Source organism: Flavobacterium sp. CFBP9031, assembly GCF_034044945.1.
GTDB lineage: Bacteria > Bacteroidota > Bacteroidia > Flavobacteriales > Flavobacteriaceae > Flavobacterium.
Window position 1 is genome coordinate 245,348 of the sequence record NZ_JAXCWF010000009.1, and the last position, 20,236, is coordinate 265,583.

Below are 20,236 nucleotides of genomic sequence, written 5' to 3' on the forward strand. Positions count from 1 at the left end.
GCATTAAAAATAACGATTAAACAAGTAATGAAAAGATATTTAATTCTATTTCTACTCACTTTTCAAGGACTTATGGCTCAAGTACAATTTGAAGCCAGAGTCAGCAAAAACTCGCTTGGAATAAATGAAAGACTTCGCATCGACTTCATCATGAATGTTGACGGAGATAATTTCGAGCAACCTTCTTTTGAGGGGTTTAAAATGGTCGCAGGACCAAGCCAACAGATTAGTCAGTCTTGGATAAATGGGCGAAGCTCTTTTCAGAAAATATATTCTTATATCTTGCAGCCTGAGAGAAAAGGAGTTGTCACCATTAAGCAGGCCGCAATAGAATTCAACGGTCAGGTTTACAAAACAAATCCGATTAAGGTTACTGTGACCAATGCCGTGGCTCAAGAAAGAGATCCAAACGATAGACCTCCAGGATCTGGAAATGAATTATTGACTCTTGTTGCCGAAATTTCAAAAACAAATCCGTATCTAAACGAACCAATAACAGCGGTTTACAAATTGTATTTCAATAATATTGGAGTTACAGGATTTAAAGAATTGGCCAAACCTAAATACAATGATTTCTGGAATCAGAACATTGATATCAAACAATTAGCAATTGAAGAAGGAAATTTCCAAGGCCAAAAATGTTATTATGTTATCCTGAAAAAGACCATTTTATATCCTCAGAAATCAGGAAAACTTACTATTGAACCTCTTTCGCTAGATATTGGTGTGCAATTGCCAACAAATCGTCGTGATATGTTTGGTCAAATGATTATTACAGAAGACAATAAAATAGTTTCTGCTGGAGCAAAAACAATCAATGTAAGACCTCTTCCCGAAAGCACAAAACCAGAAGGATTTACTGGAGCTGTCGGAAGACTGAATTTTACCGTTACTCCATCAAAAACAACGCTTAAAAATGGCGAAGGTCTTGACTTAATCGTAAGTGCGCAAGGAACTGGAAATATGAAGTTGTTTACGCTTCCAAAACCAGTTGTTCCAAATGCATTAGAAATGTACGATCCTGTTCATGACGAGCAAGTAACTACTTCTCTAAGCGGCATGTCTGGAAGAATTACAGACAAATACACTATTGTACCACAATACCGAGGAAAATATGCGATAAAACCAATGCAGTTTTCGTATTTCGATTTGAGTTCTGGTACTTATAAAACCATCACTTCAAAAGAAATTATGATTGATGTTTTGGACGGTCCAACGCCTGCTGAAGCAAATCCAGGAGCATCAGCTTCTAAAAATGCAGTAGCAAAAGCAGATCAGTTCAAAAACATTAAATCTAGAACAGCATTAATTCCTATTGAGAAAAAAGATTTTTACGACTCAAACTTATATTTAGGATTATTGTTTGCTCCATTTATCATTATCCCGATAATTATTCTGGCTAGAAAGAAAAAAGAAGCTATGGATAGTGATGTTACTGGAAATAGAATTAGAATGAACAATAAGCTGGCTAAAAAATATTTATCGCAAGCGAAGAAACATCTTAACAACAAAGAGCCTTTCTACATTGCACTTGAAAAAGCAATGCATAATTTCTTGAAAGCAAAACTACATATCGAAACTTCAGAAATGAGTAAAGATAATATTAGAGAATTGCTGCTATCTAGAAATGCAAATCCAGAAACGGTTCAGAATTTTATTGCTCTAACTGAAAACTGCGAATTTGCACGTTATGCACCAGCATCGAGCGCTTCGATTCAGCAGGATTATGATAAGGCTGTATTGATTATTTCTGAACTAGAAAAACAGATTGTTTAATTTTTTTTACCGCAAAGTTCGCTAAGGAAATTGATTTAGATTGAGTCGAATTTAAGTTCGCAAAGTTGATAATCTTTATTATAATAGAAAATGAAAAACATACTATATCTCTTTTTATTCATCTCGCAGGTTTTCTTTGCGCAAGGTCGCTTTGAATCGGCTAATGCATTGTACCAAAAAGGACAATATAAAGAAGCGGCGCAGGTTTATGAAAACATCATAAAAGAAGACAAATTACATTCTGCTGAAGTGTATTTTAATCTTGGAAACTGTTATTACAAACTAAATCAGGTTGCACCTTCAATTTACAATTATGAAAAGGCTTTGGTTCTTAAACCAAACGATCCTGAGACTTTAAACAACTTAAAATTTGCCAAAAAACTAACGATTGATGAAATCAAAGAAGTTCCAAAAGTAGGTTTTGCCAAACTGATTCAGAACTTTACTTCTATTTTTGACTATAATACTTGGGCCAAAATTTCTATAGCGCTTGGGTTTGTGTTTTTATTGAGCTTTATTGGGTATTATTTTTCGAACGCTACACTTGCAAAAAGAATTTATTTTGTCGGAATGTTTATCATTTTGGTGGCTTTTGCTTTAAGCATTTCAGCGGGAATGTCTGAAAAAAATCATTTTGAAAACGACCGTGTAGCCATTGTTTTTTCTGAATTAAGCCAAGTTAGACATGAGCCTAAAAAATCTTCGACTGGAATTATTTTATTGCATGAAGGAGCAAAAGTTTATGTTTTAGAAAGTATTGCAGGTTGGAAAAAAATCGAATTGACAGACGGAACGCAAGGTTGGATCGACTCTTCAACAATTAAAGAGGTTAAATAGTTTTTTTAGAATGCAATTGAAATAATTTAAAATTACATTCAATGGTCAAAAAACAACTCTTAATTATACTATTTACTTTATCCTGCACAATCTATGCTCAGGAAGAAAAATTAAAACCAGAACAGCGCCAAAAACACTTTTTTGAAGAAGGACTAAAAGCTTTAAAAGAACAAAATTTTTACCGTGCCTACGGTTTTTTCTCCTTAGCTCAAACCGGTTTTAGTCCAGACAAAGAAATCTTAAGCAAATCGATAAAAAAAAACTGATTCCTTAAAAGTCATCGTAAGAGCAGAACAAAGACAAGAAATTATAGGGAATTGGAAAATGCTTACTCCTGACTCTTGGGCAATGAGAGATCCTTCTGACAGTATCGTCGGGAGAATGATTACTATCGATCCTGATCAAATATTGTTTTACGAACTTTATGATAAAGCAAAAAACTGGAATTTAGCCAAAACAGAAAAAATCATTTTTTCAGATAAAGAAAGTTTAACTTCTGATCCTTTATTGATAGTGTATTCAAACAAGGAAGTTTGGCGTTATTATATTGATGAGGCTTCGGGTAATTTGATTGCTTTTTATATTGGAGAAGAAAATGAAAACGGAATATCAGAATTGTTCTGCAGTAATCAAAAATTACAATATTTTAAATTGCAATAATTTACATTAAAAAATAAGAAATCCCAAATTCCAAAGAAGACTGGAATTTGGGATTTCTTATTTTGAAATTTTAAATTAATTTACTGCATCGACCAATCTTACAAACTCAGATCTGTAACCTTCTTCGTCGTTTGACAAACCAGATTTTGCCAATCTTTTAATATCAGAACTTGAACTGTTTGCTATATATTTTGAGTCACGTAATTTTAATCCGAACCAAGAAACGGCAGTTGTGAATTTGAAATCTTGAGAACTGTTTTCTAAGTCCGTTTTTTGGTCTGCAATTACATTTACGATTTCAATACTTTTGTTGCCATCAGGTTTTTTATATCTAAATTTTACTGTAGCTAATTCATCACTATGATTTCCAGCCACTTTCTGCGTTTTAGTATATTTTAAATCTGAAGGAACATAATCACTTTCTACACCAATCGGAACAATCTCATACAAAGCCGTAACCGAGTGTCCGCTGCCTAATTCGCCTGCATCAATTTTATCATTTTTAAAATCTTCAGCATTTAATTTTCGGTTTTCATAACCAATCAATCGATACGCCTGAACGTGATTCGGATTAAACTCGATTTGGATTTTTACATCTTTCGCGATAGCAAACATAGAACCTTTAAATTCTTTTCCAAGAAAACGATTTGCCTCTTGAATGTTATCAATGTAAGCGTAATTTCCATTTCCTTTATCGGCAAGAATTTCCATTTTACTGTCTTTGTAATTTCCCATTCCAAATCCAAGAACGGTTAAGAAAACTCCAGATTCTCTTTTTTGTTCGATCAATTTCAGCATATCATCATCTGAAGAAGCGCCAACATTAAAATCACCATCTGTAGCTATTACCACTCTATTATTGCCCTCTTTAATAAAATTCTGCTGTGCCAATTTGTACGCTAATTCGATTCCTTCTCCTCCTGCCGTACTTCCACCTGCATGTAAATCATTAAAAGCATCCATAATTTCATCCTTATTATCTCCAGAAGTGGGTTCTAAAACTACTCCCGCAGATCCCGCATAAACTACAATCGAAACTTTATCCATGCTTCTCAGTTCTTTTACCAAAACTTTCATCGATTCTTTCAACAATGGCAATTTATTCTGTTCATCCATTGAACCCGAAACATCAACCAAAAAAACCAAATTAGTAGCCGGCAGATTCGCCATAGGAATATCTTTTCCTTGCAAACCAATCTTTAGCAATCGGCTGTTTTTATTCCAAGGACAATCACTGTATTCTGTATTAATAGAAAACGGATGCTGACCCTCTGGCTGCGGATATTTGTATTTAAAGAAGTTAATCATCTCTTCCACACGAACAGCATCTTTAGGAACTTTTTGCCCTTCGTTTATAAATCGGCGGATATTGGTATAGGATGCATTATCAACATCGATAGAAAAAGTAGAAAGAGGCTCTTTTAAGGGAGATTCAAAAGGATTTTCTTCCAATCCTGCGTAGCTTTCTGTATTCGGTTCAATGTACATTTCCTCTGGAATTGCATCTGTTACAGCCGCAGCAGAATCAACTGTCTCGTAACTTTGATCTGGTGCATACGCTTTCTTACAGCTGAAAATAGTAAGTACAAGGAATGCCATCATAAAGAAATTAAGATTTCTCATAAAGTAAATTTTTAGAAATTAATAAAAGGTTATAGGCTTCAAATAAGGACTAGCATTCCGGATGTACTAGAGGCGATTATTTGCATTTTTTCGAGTAAGCAAAATCGTGCCAAAAAAATTAAAAATCCTTTTCTTACGTAAAAATAAAATGAGAAACCTTGATTTTAAAGGGATTTAGTGTAGAATATTTTTTTTGTGAAATTCGAATATTTTCTTGCCACAGATTAAATGATTAAATAGATTAATCTTTTAAAATCTTTTAAAATCCTTTAATCTGTGGCATTATTTTTTTTTGCTATTAAATTAAAACTGATAAATCTTTTCTGGCGTTACGCAATAATCCAACTTGATATCCGACTCAAAAACATCATCAATCTGATTTACGGCTTCAAAAAATGAAAGTCCAATTTTTAAGGTTTCGGGTTTGCATTCGGCAAGGAATTTATCATAAAAACCTTTTCCGTAACCAATTCTATTTCCAAAAACATCAAAAGCCAAAAGGGGTACAAAAACTACTTCGACCTTAGACGAAGGAACCTCAATTCCGTCAACAGGTTCAGGAATGTTGTATTCATTTTTTTTGATTTTAGTATTATCCGTTAAAAGAAAATGAGTCATTTTTCTAGTTTCGAAATCACTTTTAGAAATCAGAATTTCTTTGTCTTTTCCAGAAAGTAAATGCAGAACAAATTCGGTATTGACTTCTTTATGTTCTTCAATTGGAAGAAAAACATGATAATAAATTTTATCCCAAATTGGAATTTGAATCAATTGGTTTGCAATTGCCAAACTCTTCTCTTCTACTTCATCAAAAGAAAGTGCTTTACGGAAATTTTTATATTCTATTCGAAGTTCTTTTTTACTCGTCGGCATTGTCTGGAGTTTTAGATAAATGATAAATAGCATCGCCTTCATAAACAATTGGCGAATGATTGGCATTAATTACATAACCATCGTGCGGCGCTTTGATTTTTTGTTCAAACTTCCCAAACGGATCTGTAATAATAGCCAAGATAGTGCCTTTGGTTACAAATTTTCCGATCAAGTTAAAATCATGAAGCAAACCCGAACATTTTGCTCGAAGCCAAACCGATTGCTTGATGTAAATTGAAGGTGTTAAGGCAGGTTCCATAATTTGTTTAGAATCTAACATTCCCAGATAATGCAGTAAACGTTTTGTTCCTAAAACACCTTGATTTGCAATTTCATTATTGATATCTAAAGATTTTCCTCCTTCAAAAAGAAGCATTTTTACATTGGCACTTTCAGAAGTTTTTCTAAAAGAACCATTTATATTTTTAGAATAAAGTGTAAATGGCGCATTAAAAATATCGGCCAAAACTTTAAGTTCAGGATTGTTTTCTGTGATTCTAATTTGTGGCGCGTTAAATCGGCTTGCTCCGCCTGCATGAAAATCGACTGCATAATCCAAAATTGGTAAAATTTCTTCGACAATATGATAGGCAAATCTGCTGGCAAGCGAACCTTTTTTACTTCCTGGAAAAACACGATTCAAGTCGCGCCCGTCCGGAAACTCGCGAGATTTATTCACAAAACCATACATGTTAATCACCGGAATGCAGATTATTGTACCGCGTGCAGGTCTGTTGATTTTTTTACTGATAATCTGACGAACAATTTCAACACCGTTAATTTCGTCTCCGTGTATTCCGGCAGAAAATAAAACAGTCGGACCTTCGTTCTTGGAACGACGAACAATAACAGGAATATTTAGTTTTGTTGTAGTATGAAGCCGAGCAATTTCGACGTTTATCGTTCTGTGTTCTCCCGGCAAAATCGATTCGCCAAAAATAACCAATGGAGTACTATTTTTCATGTAGAATTATAAAATCTAAATATAGAAATTATTCTTTTGATTTTGTAAATTTGAAACTAATTCAATGTTAAGCTTCATTTGGAAATCGGAATGGTTTTTGAAAAAAGCTTTTCGAGTATCTTCACACATAAAAAAGAATGCAAAAACCAGCCTTAGATCTTCAAATTTTAACTTTACCAGACAATCCTGGCGTGTATCAGTATTATGATAAAGACGGGAAAATCTTGTATGTCGGCAAAGCTAAAAATTTAAAAAAAAGGGTTTCTTCTTATTTCAATAAAATTCACGATACTGCCAAGACAAATGTACTGGTAAAAAAAATAGTAACGATAAAACACATCGTAGTTCCAACCGAAACCGATGCGCTTTTATTAGAAAATAATTTAATTAAAACCCTACAGCCGCGATACAACGTACTTTTGCGTGATGACAAAACGTATCCGTGGATCTGCATCAAAAAAGAACCTTTTTCGAGAATATTTTCAACTCGAAACATGATCAAGGACGGCTCTGAATATTTTGGCCCCTACACCAGTTTCAAAACAGTACATACTATTTTAGATTTAATCAAAGAATTATATCCGCTGCGAACTTGCAATTATGACTTGAGCGCATCTAATATTAATTCAGGAAAATTTAAAGTTTGTCTGGAATATCATATTGGCAATTGCAAAGGCCCTTGCGAAGGTTTGGAACCTTTGGAGGAATACCAAAGACAAGTCAATGCAATTCGCGAAATCCTGAAGGGAAACTTCAAAGAAAGTTTAAAGGATTTCAAGAAACTGATGAACACTTATGCGCAGAATTTACAGTTTGAAGAAGCGCAAAAAATAAAAGAAAAGATTGAAGTTTTAGAGAATTATCAATCCAGGTCTACCATTATCAATCCGAAGATTACCAATATTGATGTTTTCTCTATTATTTCTGACGAAAGTGCGGCTTATGTCAACTTCCTTCAGATTTCTCATGGTTCAATTATTCGTTCGCACACTTTAGAAATGAAGAAAAAGCTGGATGAAAGTGATGAAGAATTATTAGAATTGGCGATTATAGAACTTCGCGAGCGTTTTCAGTTATTATCAAAAGAAATCATTGTTCCTTTTGAAATGGATTTGGGCGAAAACATTAAAATAACTGTTCCTCAGCTTGGAGATAAAAAACAGATTTTAGATTTGTCAATTCGAAATGCTAAATTTTATCGAATCGAACAATTAAAGCAATTACAGATTGTAGATCCAGATCGTCATGTGAACAGAATTATGGCGCAGATGCAGAAAGATTTACGTCTTCCTGTTGAACCAAGACATATAGAATGTTTTGATAACTCGAACATTCAGGGAACAAATCCTGTTGCGGCCTGCGTTGTTTTTAAAGACGGAAAACCAAGCAAAAAAGATTATCGCCATTTTAACGTTAAAACTGTTGAAGGCCCCGACGATTTTGCTTCGATGACCGAAATTGTTTATCGCCGTTACAAAAGATTATTAGACGAAAATCAGCCTTTGCCTCAGCTAATAATCATTGACGGTGGAAAAGGACAATTATCATCGGCTTTAAAAAGTATTGATGAATTAGGTTTACGCGGTAAAATTGCCATTATCGGAATTGCAAAACGTTTGGAAGAACTTTTTTATCCAGGCGATTCGATTCCATTATATTTAGACAAAAAATCAGAAACCTTAAAAGTGATTCAACAGTTACGAAACGAAGCGCACCGATTTGGAATTACTTTTCACAGAGACAAACGAAGCAAATCGGCACTTAATTCTTCTGTTGAAAGCATTCCTGGAATTGGCGAAAAAACCATGCTTGCTTTGATTCAGCATTTTAAAAGTGTTAAAAGATTAAAATTGGCCACAGAAAAAGAAATTTCAGACGTTATAGGTGTTTCTAAAGCCAAAAAAATTGTCGACTTTTACAAAACCAATTAAAGTTTTTATGCGTTCATTCCAACTGTACATTTCAAAAATTTGTTTCAAAGGAGCTTCTTCGTACGCATTCTCATTTGTTTTATTGCTGACCTTTTTGTTTTCGTCAAAATCATTTTCGCAGGAAACAAAAAAAGATAGTGTTAAAAGACCCAAAATAGGATTAGTTTTAAGTGGCGGCGGCGCCAAAGGTTTTGCACATATTGGAGTTTTGAAAGTTTTGGAAGAAGCCGGAATCAAAATCGACTACATTGGCGGAACCAGTATGGGATCTGTAATTGGCGGACTTTATGCCTCTGGTTACAATGCTTCTCAAATCGATTCTATTTTCAAACGAACCAATTTCGACGAATTAATAAACGATTATATTCCGCGTTCTTCTAAGAATTTTTATGGCAAGAAGAATGACGAATTATATGCGATTGTCTTGCCTTTCAGTAACTTCAGAGTCGGCATTCCAGAAGCACTTTCAAAAGGAATGTACAATTATAATTTATTAAGCAGTTTAACTAGAAATGTACGTCACGTTCGGGATTTCAACAAACTGCCAACTCCTTTTTTATGTATTGGAACTAATATTGAAACAGGTGAAGAAGTTTTACTTAATAAAGGAAATCTGGTTCAGGCCCTGATGGCGAGTTCGGCTTTCCCTTCGCTATTTACACCAGTTGAAATTGACGGAAATTTGTTGGTTGATGGTGGCGTTGTCAATAATTATCCCATACAAGAAGTTCGCAATCTCGGCGCAGATATTATTATTGGTGTAGATGTTCAAGACGATTTGCTGAAAAGAAAAAACCTGAAAAACGCCACACGAATCTTGGTTCAGATTACCAATCTGCAATCCATCGAAAAAATGAAAAGCAAAATAAAGGACACAGATGTTTACATCAGACCCGATATTCGTGATTTTGGAGTTATTTCGTTTGACCGAGGAGAAGAAATCATTAGAAAAGGAGAAGAAGCCGCTTTTGCGGTTTATGAAAAAATCAAAACTTTGAGTGATGAAAACCACTTTTACAAAAAGCCAAAATTAAAAGTTGAAACAGACACACTTCATATTCAAGACATAAATACTGATAAATTAGAAAATTACACCAAAGAATATATTCACGGTAAACTTCGTTTTAAACCAGGAAGTACCATAACTTATGATGGACTTAAAGCTGGGATAAACAACTTAAATGCAACACAAAACTTTAGCACTATCTCCTATTGCCTTCAGCCAGATGGCGATAAGGACGATTTGGATTTGGTTTTAAGAGAAAATCCAACGCAAACGTATCTAAAACTTGGACTTCATTATGATGGTCTTTACAAAAGTGCGGTTTTATTAAACCTAACTCATAAAAAGACTTTTTTAAAAAACGATGTTACTTCTTTAGATATCATTTTGGGTGATAATTTTAGATATGATTTTAACTATTATGTCGAAAATGGTTTTAACATCAGTTTTGGCTTCCGTTCGAGACTGAATCAATTTAATAGAAATGTAACGACTAGTTTGAGTGGCGTTCTTAAAGAGAATCCAAATGTCAACCTTATTAATGTTGACTTCATGGATATAACCAATCAGGCTTATTTTCAGACTATTTTTGTCCAGAAATTTTTAATGGGCGGTGGATTAGAATATAAGTATCTAAAAATTAACTCCCCAACACTTACCAATGAAGATAACATAATTGAAAAAAGCAATTATTTTAGTGCCTTTGCCTATTTAAAATACGATTCGTTAGATGAAAAATATTACCCAAGTTCTGGATTATATTTTTCTACAGATCTGCAAACCTATATGGCATCATCAGATTATACAAAGCAATTTAAACCTTTCTCGATTGCAAAAGCCGAAATATCAGTTGTTAGACCGCTATTTAGAAAAGCAACTATAAAATTTGGAGCCGATGCTGGGTTTAATATTGGCAGCGACAGTGTTCCGTTTTTTGATTTTATATTTGGTGGTTATGGCTACAACAAAATAAACAATTTCAATTATTTCTACGGATACGATTTTCTAAGCATTGCCGGCAACAGTTATATTAAAACTGATATTAATATTGATTACGAAATCTTCAAAAAAAATCACATCAATGTATCAGCAAATTTTGCCAACTTAGGAGATGATATTTTTTCCTCTGTAGATTGGGTTTCTATGCCAAAGTATACAGGATATGCCATAGGTTATGGTTTAGAAACCATAATTGGACCTATCGAAGTAAAACAATCTTGGTCTCCAGAAATGTCCAAAAGCTTTACGTGGTTTAGTATCGGGTTTCAATTTTAGTATTATAACAGAGAATACTTCAATAAAAACAGTGTATTTTTTTACATCACAAAAATTAAATCAAAAAAACTAAGTTATTTTATAGTTATAAATAATATAATTTTTATTTTTACTCCGAAAAAATTACGACATTTGTTATAATGAAAACAAATTGGACAGGTTTATTAGAGTATCTTCAATTTCTTATTAAGAGAAATCCAGAATAATGCTTCTATCGAATTGAGATAATTAGTCAATTGAAAAAAATTGGACTGATTATTCACTCTGCAATTCAAATTTTCGAATTATCTAATTTACTAATTATCTAATTGAAAAGCCATGCCATTATATCACAAACTCGGAGAATTTCCGCAAAAGCGACACACCCAATTTGAAAAACCAAACGGAGGTTTTTACTATGAACAATTGTTCGGAACCGAAGGTTTTCACGGGCATTCGTCATTGTCTTATCACGTACACAGACCAACTCAGGTTAAAGAAATTTTAAACTCTTATTCGGTTGAGCCTAAAATTGCAATCGGAAAAAATATAAAATCACTTCTATTTAAAGGTTTTGAATTGAAACCTGAAAACGACTTTTTGGATAGCCGAAAAGCAATGCTGGTCAATAAAGACTGCATTATTGGTTTGGCTGCGCCGAAAGAATCGCTTCGTAATTATTTCTATAAAAATGCCGATGCCGATGAAATGCTTTTCATTCATAGAGGAAAAGGAAAATTAAGAACCATGTTAGGAAATATTCCGTTTGAATATGGTGACTATTTAATTATTCCACGCGGTATTATTTATCAGATCGATTTCGAAACAGAAGACAACCGATTATTTTATGTAGAATCTTATTCTCCTTTTTACACTCCAAAACGTTATAAAAACCAATCTGGACAGCATCTAGAACATTCTCCGTTTTGCGAGCGTGATTTTATTTTGCCAAGCGAATTGGAAACTCATGACGAAAAAGGCGATTTTTTAATTAAAATCAAAAAGGAAGGAATGATTCATGAAGTGGTTTATGCCACACATCCGTTTGACGTTGTAGGCTGGGACGGCTACAATTTCCCATACGGATTTTCAATTCATAACTTTGAACCTATAACTGGACGCGTACACCAACCACCTCCAGTACATCAAACTTTTGAAACGGCAACTTTTGTCGTTTGCTCATTTTGCCCAAGACTTTACGATTACCACCCTAAAGCAATTCCGGCGCCATACAATCACAGCAATATTGATTCTGACGAAGTTCTATATTATGTAGACGGCGATTTTATGAGCCGTAATAATATTGAGCAAGGCCATATTACTTTACACCCAAAAGGAATTCCGCACGGACCAGCGCCAGGCGCAATGGAACGAAGTATTGGTCATAAAGAAACTCAGGAATTAGCTGTAATGGTGGATACGTTCCGTCCATTAATGGTTACTGAAGAGGCTATGGGGCTGGATGACGGGAAATATTACAAATCCTGGACGGAGTAATTTTTAATGTGGCAATATGTCAATTAGAAAATTAGAAAATGGTTTTAAAACCGCATAAATGAGAAAATACAAATAATTTAATTGTAATTTTAAACCTACAAAAAAATTATCTTATTTTCAAATTTTCTAATTAACTAATTCAAGAAATGACTTTCAATGAAAAATATAAAGACAACGCTCTTTTAATTAAAACTTTCAATTTCGCCTTAAACATAATAGATTACACAACTGAACTTCAAGAGCAAAAGAAATTCGTAATTGCAAATCAGTTATTAAAAAGCGGAACGTCTATTGGAGCAAACTCAAAAGAATCACAAAACGCAGAAAGCAAAGCAGATTTTATTCATAAATTAAAAATTGCAATTAAAGAAGCAGACGAAACAGAGTATTGGTTGTTTTTATGTGATGCTCATAGAGAATATCCAAATTGCAAACGTTTATTAAATGATCTTTCAGAAATTTTAAAAATTTTAAATAAAATAATATCAACATCAAAGAGGAATTAGAAAATTAGAAAATGTGTCAATTAGAAAATTAATGCATTTCAAGAATCATCTCATTTTCTCATTATCAAATTATCTAATTATGAGCAAAGAAGTAAAATCAGTAGAATACGGATTAGAGAAAATATTTGAAGGAGCACAAGATTTCCTTCCATTATTAGGAACAGATTATGTAGAATTTTATGTGGGAAATGCCAAACAAGCTGCACATTATTATAAATCTGCATTTGGATATCAATCTTTGGCTTATGCCGGATTGGAAACTGGAGTAAGAGATAGAGCATCTTATGTTTTAAAACAAGATAAAATTAGAATTGTTTTGACAACGCCATTAACAGCTGATTCTCCAATAAACGAACATTTGAAAAAACATGGTGACGGTGTAAAAGTGGCTGCTCTTTGGGTTGAAGACGCTACAAAATCGTACGAAGAAACCATGAAACGTGGTGCGCGTTCTTTTATGGAACCAACGGTTGAAAAAGATGAATTTGGACAAGTGGTTCGTTCTGGAATTTACACTTACGGAGAGACAGTTCACATTTTTGTAGAAAGAAAAAATTATAATGGTGTTTTCTTGCCAGGTTATAAAGAATGGAAATCTGACTTTAACCCAGAATCAACTGGATTAAAATACATCGACCATATGGTTGGAAATGTAGGTTGGAACGAAATGAATACTTGGGTAAAATTCTACGAAGAAGTAATGGGATTCGTGAATTTCTTATCTTTTGATGACAAACAAATTACTACAGAATATTCAGCTTTGATGAGTAAAGTAATGTCTAACGGAAACGGAAGAATTAAATTTCCAATCAACGAACCTGCAGAAGGAAAGAAAAAATCTCAAATTGAAGAATATTTAGATTTTTACGGCGGACCTGGAATTCAGCACATTGCCATTGCTACAGACGATATTATTAAAACGGTATCACAACTTAGAGCACGTGGTGTTGAATTTTTATCGGCTCCTCCACACGCATATTACGAAGCAATTCCTGAAAGATTGGGTGTTCATATGGACATGATGAAAGAGGATTTGAGCGAAATCGAAAAATTAGCGATCATGGTCGATGCCGACGAAGACGGTTACCTTTTACAGATTTTTACAAAGCCCGTTCAAGACAGACCGACGCTTTTCTTCGAAATTATTCAAAGAATGGGGGCAAAAGGGTTCGGTGCAGGTAACTTTAAAGCCCTTTTTGAGTCTATCGAAAGAGAGCAAGAATTGAGAGGAACGCTGTAAAATGTTAATTTTAATGCATAAAATCACATAATTCGCCAAAAAACGATGCTTTTTTTGCAAATGTTATGTTAAACTTGACTTTTGCTATTTTATTTTTGAACTTTCTATCTATCTTTGCACCGCAAATCAGGAAGGGGTGGTTTCCTTCCGAATTGATATAAATTTCATAATTTATAGTTTTTTGGTTAGTTAATAGCATAAAAACTCAGTCATTTTTGACTGAGTTTTTTTGTTTTGGTACATTTGGAATAAAATTTGCATTTGTCTATCTTTATAATAAAATGTAAAGAATGTACTATGAAAAAGCTCATCCTCACTATATTAGCACTAACAACACTCTCATTTGCGCCTCAAAAAGAAGATGCCTTCGATACTGGAGAATATTTCAAATTTAGAATACATTACGGAATTGTAAATGCCGGCTATGCTACACTTGAAATTAAAGATGCTACGATAAACAACAAAAAGGTATACCACTCTATTGGAAAAGGTTACACAACTGGAATGTCTAAATTTTTCTTTAAAGTAGAAGATTTATACGAAAGTTATTTTGACAAAGAAACAGGAAAACCCTATCGTTATGTTAGAAAAATTGACGAAGGTGGCTATACCAAAAATCAAGAAGGTTTTTTCAATCAAGCAGAAAATAGAGTTTTGGTAAAAGACTATAAAAGAAAATCAGAGAAAACGATTCTAGTATCAGAAGATGTGCAAGATATTGTTTCGGCATTTTACTTTTTGAGAAACCATCCCAATATCGATAAACTTAAATCTGGCGAAGCCATTACAATCGACATGTTTTTTGATGAAGAAATCACAAAATTTAAGTTAAAATTTGTAGGCCGTCAAGATATTACGACTAAATTTGGAACCGTTTCTACGATGGTCTTTAAGCCATTGGTACAGACAGGTAGAGTATTTAAAGAAAAAGAGAGCTTAACACTCTGGATAACAGATGATGTAAACAAAGTTCCCATAAGAATTAAAGCAGATTTGGCCGTCGGATCGCTTAAGGCAGATCTTGATGATTATAAAGGATTAAAAAGTCCACTTAAAGTAAAAAAATAATGAACCCTACAGATAATTCTGAAGCACTTTTAAAAGAAATTGATCTTAAATTTCAAGCCATAAATCAAAAAACTGATGTTCAATTAGAAGGATTGCTTTGGGCTAAACCTATCACATATTGGGATTATATTCAGACCGATGCTCTTTTGAATCTGCAAATTCAGCGTACTACACTTCCTGACGAAATGGTATTTATAATGTACCATCAGGTAAACGAATTGATTTTTAAAATGATTCTGTGGGAAATTGATCAGATTGCCGAAACAGAAAACATTCAAGTTGATTTTTTTAGCGAAAGACTATCAAGAATCACAAGATATTTTGACATGCTTACCAACTCTTTCAGTATTATGGAAAATGGTATGGAAGTAGATCAATACATGAAATTTAGAAATACGCTTACTCCTGCAAGCGGATTCCAAAGCGCTCAATATAGAATGATCGAATTTGCTTCGACTGACGTGATCAATTTGACAGACCGCAGATACAAAGCAAACTTTGACGAAAATACCGATTTAGAAACTAGCTTTGAACATCTTTATTGGCAAGCTGCCGGAAAAGATTATCATACTGGCGAAAAATCATATTTGCTAAATGAGTTTGAAAAAAAGTACAAAGAGCAGTTTTTAAGACAAATGGCTTCTTTTAAAACCAAAAACCTTTGGCAAAAATTCATTCAATTACCTATTAAAGACCAACAAAATACAGAACTAATTGCAGCAATGCGCCATTACGACAAAACGGTAAACATTACTTGGGTAATGCAGCACCTTAATACGGCTAGAAAATACATTTTGGAGAGCGGAAAAGGTAACGGAGAAGCTACTGGAGGAAGTGATTGGCAAAAATATATGCACCCAAAATACCAAAGACGCATCTTTTTTCCTAAATTGTGGACCGAAGAAGAATTGTCCAATTGGGGAAATGAAACCGAAGTTTAATTTCACCACAAAAAAATATTAAAAGTTTGAAAAAAGCAGTCGTAATTTTAATTGTCTTGTTTTCTATTTTTTCATGTAAAAAAGCAGAAGAAAAAGTAGAAACAAAAATTACTAAACCAGCAACCAAAAAAATAGAATTCGGTTTTAATTACGCAGATTTTAATGTTGTTAATGATACTATTTCAAAAGGAGATTCTTTTGGCTCCATACTCCAAAGTCAAAATATTGGAGATAAAAAAGTACATGATATTGTAGAACAGGTAAAAGATTCGTTCAATGTCAGAAGCATTCGTTATGGCAAACCCTTTACTTTACTTCGTTCTAAAAACAAAACGAATAATCTTCAAGTTTTTGTTTATCAGCCAGACGCCTTAAGTTATTATGTTATTGATTTAAGAGATAGCATTGCAAAAGCATATAAAAAAATAAAACCTGTTTCTCTCAAAAGAAAAATGATTGGTGGCGTTCTTAAAAGTTCATTATCTGAAACTTTAGGAAACGAAAGTGTTGAAACAGCTTTGGCCAGCAGAATCACAAAAGTATTTTCTTGGTCTATTGACTTTTTTAAACTTAAAAAAGGAGATCGCTACGGATTAATTTTCACTGAAAGATTTATCAACGGAAAAACATATGATGGCGTTGAAGATCTTGAGGCCGCATTTTTTGAATATAAAGGCAAAATAATTTACGCCTTCCCTTTTGCAAGAGACACCACTTCTGGTAAAGTTGAATATTATGATGATGAAGGAAAAACACTTAAAAACTTCTTCTTAAAAACTCCAATTAAATTCAGCCGAATCACTTCAAGATTCACTATGAATAGATATCATCCGGTACAGCACACCTGGAAAGCGCATAAAGGAACAGATTACGCCGCTCCAACAGGAACGCCAATTTCTACAACCGCTTCTGGTGTTGTTGAAGCTACAGGATATACTGCAGGAAACGGAAACTTTGTAAAAGTAAAACACAACGGAACCTACTCTACTCAATATTTACATATGTCTAAAATCTTGGTTCGCCGCGGACAGCGCGTTACTCAAGGTCAGACAATTGGTTTGGTAGGAAGCACCGGCCTAGCTTCTGGCCCTCACGTTTGTTACCGTTTTTGGAAAAATGGAATACAAGTCGATGCCCTTCGTTTAAATTTACCGACTGGAGAATCTTTGACAGGAAACGACAGAACTCGTTTCATGAAACAGATTGAACCTCTAAAAAGAGAATTAGATAGTATTGGGAATCTTTAATAACCCATTTTATAATCTTTTTGATTTAAAGCGATGAAAAATGAACGCCTTAAAACCATGTATCATGAAACTTTTTCTGGTTTAAAATTATTTTACAGAGATACAAATCTTCCTGAAAGTCTAATTTTAAATTATAAAGTCGGACAGATTATTCAGGAAAAAGCTTTTACTGATATGAGTTCGATTGGCGGAGGACTTTCGAGCAACCTTAGATATTTGATTGCCAGTTCGCATGCAAAAGACTTGTCGAAATTCAATCCTGACTCATCAAAAATTGGTCATTTTCTATTAGATTCAATTACCTATTTTAAAGTATTAGACATTCAGAAGATTGGAGATAAAACTCAAATTTTTCTTTTGAATATTCCAGACAATTCAATTTCGCTTTTCAAAAATTCATCTTCAAACTTAGAGGAAGAAATTATAGAAAAAGCTCAAAAACGCTTTCGCGAAAAAATCGATTTACCTTTCGTTTCAGAATTGCAAACCGAAGAATGGAAAGAAAGAACAAAATCTCCTCTCGGAATGGACGAAAGCGGACAATTATTTTTTGACGATTCTAAAATTAAAATCGAATCTCCAAAAAGAATTGATGTTGATGTTTCGAAGAAAATTATAGAAATTAACAAAAAACCTTGGTGGAAATTCTGGTAAAATTTTTTTTCTTAAACTCTTATTTATTCATGCAAAAATCCTTTCTGATACTTTTATCACTATTAGCCGTAGGATGCTCCAATCCAAAAGTTTTTATTTTAAATGAAAAAGAAGAAAGCAAATATTTTGTACAGCAACTAGTTGGCACTGCCTTCGAAAAAGATTTGATTGGAGAATCGCCATTGATTGTAATAAACGGAATTCCATTTAAATACAATAAAAAACAAGACACCATCTTCTTACCACTTAAAAAACTTGACATTATTACTTTAGACTTTATAAACAAAAACAGCAGCCGTATAATTTATAACGAAAAGGAAAATGATGGAGCAATCATTATAACTTCCAAAAATCAAAAGTGATAATTCATAAAACGTTTTCGTAACTAATTGCTATATAATCGCAAACCGTTCCCCTTTTAAAAGTTATTTCAGTATTTTTGTGTTTCAGAAAACAAACTCAATTATAGATAAAATGGCTTTAAACACAACAAACCCAACTGGGACTGAAGCGTGGAAAAATCTACAAAACCACTATAACGCAATTCACGAAACCACAATACAAGAATTGTTTCAACAAGATAGTGCCCGTGCTGAAAAATTCAATTTACAATGGAATGATTTTTTAGTAGATTACTCAAAGAACAATATTAGTCAGGAAACTGTTTCTCTTTTGTTAGAGTTGGCAAACTCAATCGGACTGAAAGATGCGATCGCACAATATTTTGGAGGAGAATTAATCAATCAGACAGAAAATCGTGCTGTTTTACATACGGCATTACGTGCTCCAGAATCAGCAGTTATTAAGGTTGACGGAGAAAATGTAATTCCAGAAGTTTACGAAGTAAAAAATAAAATCAAAAACTTTACAGAAGAAGTAATCTCTGGGCAAAGAAAAGGATATACAGGAAAAGCTTTTACTGATGTTGTAAATATTGGTATTGGTGGTTCAGACCTTGGTCCAGTAATGGCGGTTGAAGCTTTACAATTTTATAAAAATCACCTAAACACACATTTCGTTTCAAATGTTGACGGTGACCACGTAAATGAAGTTATCAAAAAACTAAATCCTGAAACGACACTTTTCGTGATTGTTTCTAAAACATTTACAACGCAAGAAACGCTTTCGAATTCAGAAACTATTAAAGAATGGTTTTTAAAATCGGCTACTCAGGAAGATATTGCGAAACACTTTGCAGCGGTTTCTACAAACATTAAAAATGTAACAGAATTCGGAATTAATCCTGACAACGTTTTTCCAATGTGGGATTGGGTTGGAGGAAGATTTTCTCTTTGGAGCGCAGTTGGTTTGAGCATCGCTTTAGCAATTGGTTTTAAAAACTACAATCAATTGTTAGTTGGAGCAAATGAAATGGACGAGCATTTCAAATCGGCAGAATTCGACGAAAACATTCCGGTTATTTTGGCTTTATTAAGCGTGTGGTACAATAATTTTTATGGTGCTGAAAGCGAAGCTTTGATTCCATACACACAATATTTACACAAACTTGCTCCTTATTTACAGCAAGCTTTTATGGAAAGCAATGGAAAAAGTGTTGGTCGTGATGGAAAACCTGTTAACTATCAAACTGGAACAATCATTTGGGGAGAGCCAGGAACAAATTCTCAACACGCTTTTTTCCAATTAATTCACCAAGGAACAAAAAGAATTCCAACAGACTTTATCGGATTTGTAAAACCTCTTTATGGCAATGAAGATCACCACGATAAATTGATGTCTAACTTCTTTGCTCAAACAGAAGCTTTAATGAATGGTAAAACTCCAGATCAAGTTCAAGTAGAATTTGACAAACAAGGACTTGCTGCTGAAAAAGCTTCATACTTATTACCGTTTAAAGTTTTCACAGGAAACAAACCAACTAATACAATTTTAATTCAAAAACTTACTCCAAAAAGCTTAGGATCTTTAATCGCATTATATGAGCACAAGATATTTGTTCAAGGTGTGATCTGGAATATTTTTAGTTTTGATCAATGGGGAGTTGAATTAGGTAAGCAATTAGCAAACTCAATCTTAGATGAGATCAATTCTAAGACTGTTAAAAATCACGACAGTTCGACTTCATTTTTGTTAAATCATTTCTTAAAAAACAAATAGAAACATTGTCTTAAATATTCTATAACTTTTGAAACGTCCTAATT

The 20,236-nt window shown here is 33.5% G+C and carries 18 protein-coding genes; 15 read left to right on the top strand and 3 right to left on the bottom strand.

Features of this window, described 5'->3' with window-relative positions; translation table 11 throughout:
* Positions 1-27: 27 nt before the first annotated feature.
* The 4 genes from SOM12_RS16490 (at position 28) to SOM12_RS16505 (ending at position 3,273) form a co-directional block, all read left to right on the top strand.
* On the top strand, positions 28-1,776 hold the full coding sequence (locus SOM12_RS16490) for a BatD family protein (RefSeq protein ID WP_320494296.1): 1,749 nt from the start codon (positions 28-30) through the stop codon (positions 1,774-1,776).
* 90 nt (positions 1,777-1,866) lie between these two features.
* Positions 1,867-2,613: a tetratricopeptide repeat protein gene (locus SOM12_RS16495; protein ID WP_095928415.1), complete on the top strand. Its 747-nt coding sequence runs from the start codon at positions 1,867-1,869 to the stop codon at positions 2,611-2,613.
* A 41-nt stretch (positions 2,614-2,654) separates the two neighbouring features.
* Entirely contained in the window at positions 2,655-2,879 is a 225-nt protein-coding gene (locus SOM12_RS16500; protein ID WP_320494298.1) for a hypothetical protein, read from the top strand.
* Between the two features lie 58 nt (positions 2,880-2,937).
* Positions 2,938-3,273, top strand: a complete 336-nt coding sequence (locus SOM12_RS16505; protein ID WP_320494300.1) for a hypothetical protein — start codon at positions 2,938-2,940, stop codon at positions 3,271-3,273.
* Positions 3,274-3,348: 75 nt separating this feature from the next.
* Here SOM12_RS16505 and SOM12_RS16510 read toward each other — a convergent pair whose 3' ends face one another.
* From SOM12_RS16510 to SOM12_RS16520, 3 genes are all read right to left on the bottom strand, one after another.
* The gene (locus tag SOM12_RS16510) at positions 3,349-4,896 is read right to left on the bottom strand and encodes a vWA domain-containing protein (RefSeq protein ID WP_320494302.1); all 1,548 of its coding nucleotides are present in this window, start codon (positions 4,894-4,896) and stop codon (positions 3,349-3,351) included.
* Positions 4,897-5,199: 303 nt separating this feature from the next.
* Complete coding sequence (locus SOM12_RS16515) at positions 5,200-5,769, bottom strand: 5-formyltetrahydrofolate cyclo-ligase (RefSeq protein WP_320494304.1); 570 nt, start codon at positions 5,767-5,769, stop codon at positions 5,200-5,202.
* Entirely contained in the window at positions 5,756-6,733 is a 978-nt protein-coding gene (locus SOM12_RS16520) for a succinylglutamate desuccinylase/aspartoacylase family protein (protein ID WP_095928419.1), read from the bottom strand. The genes SOM12_RS16515 and SOM12_RS16520 overlap by 14 nt, the downstream gene beginning before the upstream one ends.
* A 137-nt stretch (positions 6,734-6,870) precedes the next feature.
* Here SOM12_RS16520 and uvrC point away from each other — a divergent pair, with 137 nt between their 5' ends.
* The 11 genes from uvrC to pgi all read left to right on the top strand — a co-directional run bounded on the left by uvrC (position 6,871) and on the right by pgi (position 20,192).
* Positions 6,871-8,664, top strand: coding sequence for an excinuclease ABC subunit UvrC (gene uvrC, locus SOM12_RS16525; protein WP_320494305.1), 1,794 nt, complete (start codon positions 6,871-6,873; stop codon positions 8,662-8,664).
* A 7-nt stretch (positions 8,665-8,671) separates the two neighbouring features.
* Positions 8,672-10,942 (top strand): patatin-like phospholipase family protein, encoded by a 2,271-nt coding sequence (locus SOM12_RS16530; RefSeq protein ID WP_320494306.1) that lies wholly within the window; start codon positions 8,672-8,674, stop codon positions 10,940-10,942.
* A 318-nt stretch (positions 10,943-11,260) separates the two neighbouring features.
* Positions 11,261-12,418, top strand: a complete 1,158-nt coding sequence (locus SOM12_RS16535) for a homogentisate 1,2-dioxygenase (protein ID WP_320494307.1) — start codon at positions 11,261-11,263, stop codon at positions 12,416-12,418.
* Between the two features lie 146 nt (positions 12,419-12,564).
* Entirely contained in the window at positions 12,565-12,924 is a 360-nt protein-coding gene (locus SOM12_RS16540; RefSeq protein WP_320494308.1) for a four helix bundle protein, read from the top strand.
* Positions 12,925-13,003: 79 nt separating this feature from the next.
* On the top strand, positions 13,004-14,164 hold the full coding sequence (gene hppD / locus SOM12_RS16545; RefSeq protein ID WP_320494309.1) for a 4-hydroxyphenylpyruvate dioxygenase: 1,161 nt from the start codon (positions 13,004-13,006) through the stop codon (positions 14,162-14,164).
* Positions 14,165-14,461: 297 nt separating this feature from the next.
* A complete protein-coding gene (locus tag SOM12_RS16550; protein WP_095928424.1) occupies positions 14,462-15,232 on the top strand; it encodes a DUF3108 domain-containing protein in 771 nt (256 codons plus the stop codon).
* Positions 15,232-16,173, top strand: a complete 942-nt coding sequence (locus tag SOM12_RS16555; protein WP_320494310.1) for a tryptophan 2,3-dioxygenase family protein — start codon at positions 15,232-15,234, stop codon at positions 16,171-16,173. The genes SOM12_RS16550 and SOM12_RS16555 overlap by 1 nt, the downstream gene beginning before the upstream one ends.
* 26 nt (positions 16,174-16,199) lie before the next feature.
* On the top strand, positions 16,200-17,420 hold the full coding sequence (locus SOM12_RS16560; RefSeq protein WP_095928426.1) for a peptidoglycan DD-metalloendopeptidase family protein: 1,221 nt from the start codon (positions 16,200-16,202) through the stop codon (positions 17,418-17,420).
* Between the two features lie 33 nt (positions 17,421-17,453).
* Complete coding sequence (locus tag SOM12_RS16565; RefSeq protein WP_320494312.1) at positions 17,454-18,074, top strand: hypothetical protein; 621 nt, start codon at positions 17,454-17,456, stop codon at positions 18,072-18,074.
* Positions 18,075-18,103: 29 nt separating this feature from the next.
* Positions 18,104-18,436, top strand: coding sequence for a hypothetical protein (locus tag SOM12_RS16570; protein WP_320494314.1), 333 nt, complete (start codon positions 18,104-18,106; stop codon positions 18,434-18,436).
* Positions 18,437-18,548: 112 nt separating this feature from the next.
* Positions 18,549-20,192: a glucose-6-phosphate isomerase gene (pgi, locus tag SOM12_RS16575; protein WP_320494315.1), complete on the top strand. Its 1,644-nt coding sequence runs from the start codon at positions 18,549-18,551 to the stop codon at positions 20,190-20,192.
* The last annotated feature ends 44 nt before the right edge of the window (positions 20,193-20,236 follow it).